Origin of the sequence: Caballeronia sp., from assembly GCF_028292365.1 — a bacterium.
In the GTDB taxonomy this organism is placed as follows: domain Bacteria; phylum Pseudomonadota; class Gammaproteobacteria; order Burkholderiales; family Burkholderiaceae; genus Caballeronia.
The window spans coordinates 1-3565 of sequence record NZ_JAQGMM010000541.1 but is presented as its reverse complement, the minus strand read 5'-3'; the positions used below and the strand labels follow the sequence as shown (position 1 = coordinate 3565).

Below are 3565 nucleotides of genomic sequence, written 5' to 3'. Positions count from 1 at the left end.
CGCCGGGACCTCAACGCCGGGTGACGCGCTGGGAGCACGAGGCAATTGTCGAGGAAATGCAGGCGCGACTTGATCATGCGCCTGAGATAATGCGTATCCGGCGGCAGACTGTCGAGCATCCGTTCGGCGCGATCAAGGCATGGATGGGCGCCACTCATTTCCTCACCCGGGCCATCGGGCGAGTGAGCACTGAGATGAGTTTGCACGTGCTGGAGGTCGGAAGGAGTGCGGATAATTCGGCTCAGGCACGGGCTTGAAGTTTCACAGGCATTTCGCTTGGCACCATCGTGAAGGCGGAAACCTCCTTGATCGTGCGAGGGTCGACTGCCATGGTGATTTATTGCCGAACAGGCGACGACTGTGTCGCATTTTTTTTGAGGCCACATGTCACGCGCGGCAATCTCTATAAAAGCATTCGCCGTCTACGCGTTCGTCGTTGGCGCCGGCCTGGTTGTTGCGCCCAATGGCATGTTGGGTGTTTTCGGAATTCCTCATACAACTGAAGTATGGATCCGTGTTGTAGGGGTCCTGGCTTTTAACATTGGGGCTTACTACTGGTGTGCCGCAAAATGCGAGATCAAGGCGTTCTTCCGGGCCACGGTATATACCCGAGGGCTTGTTGTGCTGCTGTTCACAGCATTTGTGTTCCTGGGGTGGGCAAGCCCTGCTCTCATGGTCTTCGTGACCGTTGAGCTTTTTGGCGCCGTCTGGACGCACCTTGCATTACGCTCGGAACGCAGACATTCTTAACGTCAAATCAGGCGATACGAGCCGGTCAAAACCGGACTGTCGCAAGTTGAGTCAACGACTAATCGGAATTTGGATGTCGCGGAAATTGCAATGGCACAGATCGGGGCGTTGAACCGCTGACTATTCAATTTGATACGGAGCCGCTCGATGAAGATTGCTCTGATCACCGGTGCGTCGAGCGGTATCGGGGCCGATGCTGCTCGCCACCTTTCCCGCCGTGGTTTTCCGCGTCATCCTGGTCGCCCGAAGGAGTCGTGAACTCGAAAGCATCGCCGATGGAATCGGGGAGTTGGCGGTGGCGGAAGCGTGTGACGCCGCTTCGGGTGAAGACGTACGGGAGCTTGCACGGCGTGTTCGAAGCCAATACGGGATTCCCGACGTTATAGTCAATTGTGCGGGCGCAGGGCGGTGGAAATTCATCGAAGACACCACTCCAACTGAAGCCCTGGTCATGATGCAGGCACCCTACCTGGCAGCGTTCAATATCACGCATGCGTTCATGCGAGACATGCTGGCACGTCGGTCGGGTGTAATCGTCCACGTGAATTCACCCGCGTCGATCTTCCCGTGGCCGTCGTCAGTAGGCTATTCCGCGGCGCGTTGGGCGCTACGCGGTTTACACGAGGCCCTATGCCAAGACCTGGTCGGTACGGGTGTCCAGAGTTGCCACGTTGTCTTCGGTCGGGTGAACAGTGCATATTTCGAGCACAACCCCGGTGTCGCGGACAATGTGCCACGCATCGCCAGCACCATACGGACCTTGTCCACCGATGAATGCGGTCGCGTGATTGCGCGACTGGCCGAACGCCCGAAACGGGAGTTGCTATATCCCTACACGCTCCGGCTCTACGGCTGGAGCTATCGCCTGGCACCTTTGCTCGTACTTTGGCTGATAAGGATAACCGGTGCTAAGCGTCAATAAGCTAATTTAGGCCAGCTTCACGCGATCGCGAACGTCCGCTATGCGTCATGTTGTCGGTTCGGTTCGGTTCGGTTCGGTTCGGTTCGGCAAGACCCGTTCAATCTATCGGAAGCGATCGTTCGTGGCACAGGTTCACGCTTCGACCCCAAACGGCTGATGATCGATAACTTGCACCCAGAGCGCTTGAGAAGGCAAGGCGCGCACGACAATCCGTTCGCGCCCCGCGACCCTTACAGGAAAGCGTCCAGTGCATTCGCCGCCACAAAAAGGGCGATCGTCTGCTTCACATGCGTACGGATGTCGCCGCGGACATCATCAAGGCTCTCACCCATCAACGCTCTCATGAGCATCGGCGAGACGATCGCGTCAAGAATCTGGGTCGCGAGAGCACGCGAATGCCGCTTGGCCTGGGCGCGCGCCTGGGGTTCGAGTGCGCGTCCGGAGTGCTCGGCGATCATGGTCGCCACCGCTTCTATTGCGCGCGACCTGCCGGCGTCGCTCGTCAGTTTCGCAAGCGTTGGAAACCGCGGCGCGTCCGCCACCACCATTCTGATCAGTCCAATCACCTCGTCGCTGAGCAAGCGCGTGACAAGCGTCTGCGTCACCGATACCAGCCGTGGCGCAAGCGCCGCCGATTGCGGCGTTTCGAACACGAGTCGCAGGCTGCGTTCGCAGTTTCGTGTGACTACCGCCGAAAACAACGCTTCCTTGCCGCTGTAGCGGCTGTAGAGCGTTGCCTTGCCCGCGCCTGCGGCCTCGGCAATGCGTTCAAGCGATGTCCCGCCAAAGCCGTTCTGAAGGAACATGGCCGTGGCGGCATCGAGAATTCGCTCTTCAACGTCTCCCGCCATAGCGTTGGACGGACGGCCTTTCTTGCGCGAAAACATCGACCTGATCGGGCAGAAGGCCATCTCTGCATCAGGATTTTTCGGGATCCGGCTCACCACTGTTCCTTGCAAGAAATCACATGAGGGAATTATCGCAGGCTTTTTGAATAGAACGGAACCGTTCCGTTCTATTGTAGAATGCATCTCAATATTATTTTGGAGAATGCAATGGCCGGTAGTGAAAGCGAAAACAGCACGCCCTCCGGCGAAAGCAAGGCCGATGGCGATCAGGCCGATGCAGCCAACGGGCAAGAACAGGAAACGTCCAAGCCGATGAGCCCGGGGCGCAAGCGCCTGAACACGGTTATCGGCGGCGCGGTGTTGCTGCTCTGCGTCGCGGCGGGCGTTGGCTACTGGCTGCATAGCCGGCACTACGAAAGCACGGACGACGCATTTATCGACAGCAATCAGAGCCAGATTGCGTCGCAGGTGAGCGGGCGGGTGGTCGAACTGCTGGTCACCGATAACCAGCACGTCGAAAAGAACCAGCCGCTGCTGCGGATCGACCGGCGCGACTTTGAAGTGAAGCTCGAACAAGCTGAAGCGCAGGAAGCGAACGCGGTCGCGCAAGTCGCGCAGGCGCGCGCTGACTTGCTGTATCAGACGGCCAGCCTCGCGCAGCAGACTTCGCAAGTGCGGGTCGCGGAAGCCGACCTGACGCAGGCAAAACAGGATCTCGCCCGGTACACGGGAACCGATCCTGCCGCCATCACGCGCCAGCAACTGGAACAAAGCCAGGCGACGACCAAGAGCGCGTTCGCCAAGCTCGATAGCGCGAAACAGGCGGTGCAGGCGGGCGAAGCCCAGGTTGCGTCGCAGCGAACAAAGATCGACGCCGCGCAGGCGTCGGCCCGCCAGAGCCATGCCGATGTCGACAACGCGAAGCTGCAACTGAGTTACACCGAAGTGCTAGCGCCGCAAGCAGGGAAGGTGACGCGCCGCACCGTAAACCTCGGCAACTACGTCACGCCTGGGCAGGCTTTGGTCGCGGTGGTTCCCGACGAAA

General features: G+C 59.2%; 4 protein-coding genes and 1 pseudogene. 4 read left to right on the top strand and 1 reads right to left on the bottom strand.

Annotation, left to right across the window (positions count from 1 at the left end; genetic code table 11):
- From JWR14_RS31855 to JWR14_RS31845, 3 genes and pseudogenes are all read left to right on the top strand, one after another.
- Positions 1–257, top strand: a pseudogene (locus tag JWR14_RS31855) (hypothetical protein); the annotation flags it as partial.
- A gap of 127 nt (positions 258–384) precedes the next feature.
- Positions 385–750: a hypothetical protein gene (locus JWR14_RS31850; RefSeq protein ID WP_299717361.1), complete on the top strand. Its 366-nt coding sequence runs from the start codon at positions 385–387 to the stop codon at positions 748–750.
- Positions 751–943: 193 nt separating this feature from the next.
- On the top strand, positions 944–1672 hold the full coding sequence (locus JWR14_RS31845; protein ID WP_299717359.1) for an SDR family oxidoreductase: 729 nt from the start codon (positions 944–946) through the stop codon (positions 1670–1672).
- Positions 1673–1902: 230 nt separating this feature from the next.
- On the opposite strand, the gene JWR14_RS31840 is transcribed toward JWR14_RS31845, so the two are convergent.
- On the bottom strand, positions 1903–2616 hold the full coding sequence (locus JWR14_RS31840; protein WP_299717357.1) for a TetR/AcrR family transcriptional regulator: 714 nt from the start codon (positions 2614–2616) through the stop codon (positions 1903–1905).
- Positions 2617–2727: 111 nt separating this feature from the next.
- On the opposite strand from JWR14_RS31840, the gene JWR14_RS31835 reads away from it, so the two are divergent.
- Positions 2728–3565: HlyD family secretion protein (locus JWR14_RS31835; protein WP_299717355.1), on the top strand; the 838-nt coding region annotated here is incomplete at its 3' end.

Excerpts from the sequence above, each read along its gene's own strand:
- JWR14_RS31850 (WP_299717361.1), top strand. The coding sequence starts at position 385 with ATGTCACGCGCGGCAATCTCTATAAAAGCATTCGCCGTCTACGCGTTC.
- JWR14_RS31845 (WP_299717359.1), top strand. The coding sequence starts at position 944 with ATGCTGCTCGCCACCTTTCCCGCCGTGGTTTTCCGCGTCATCCTGGTC.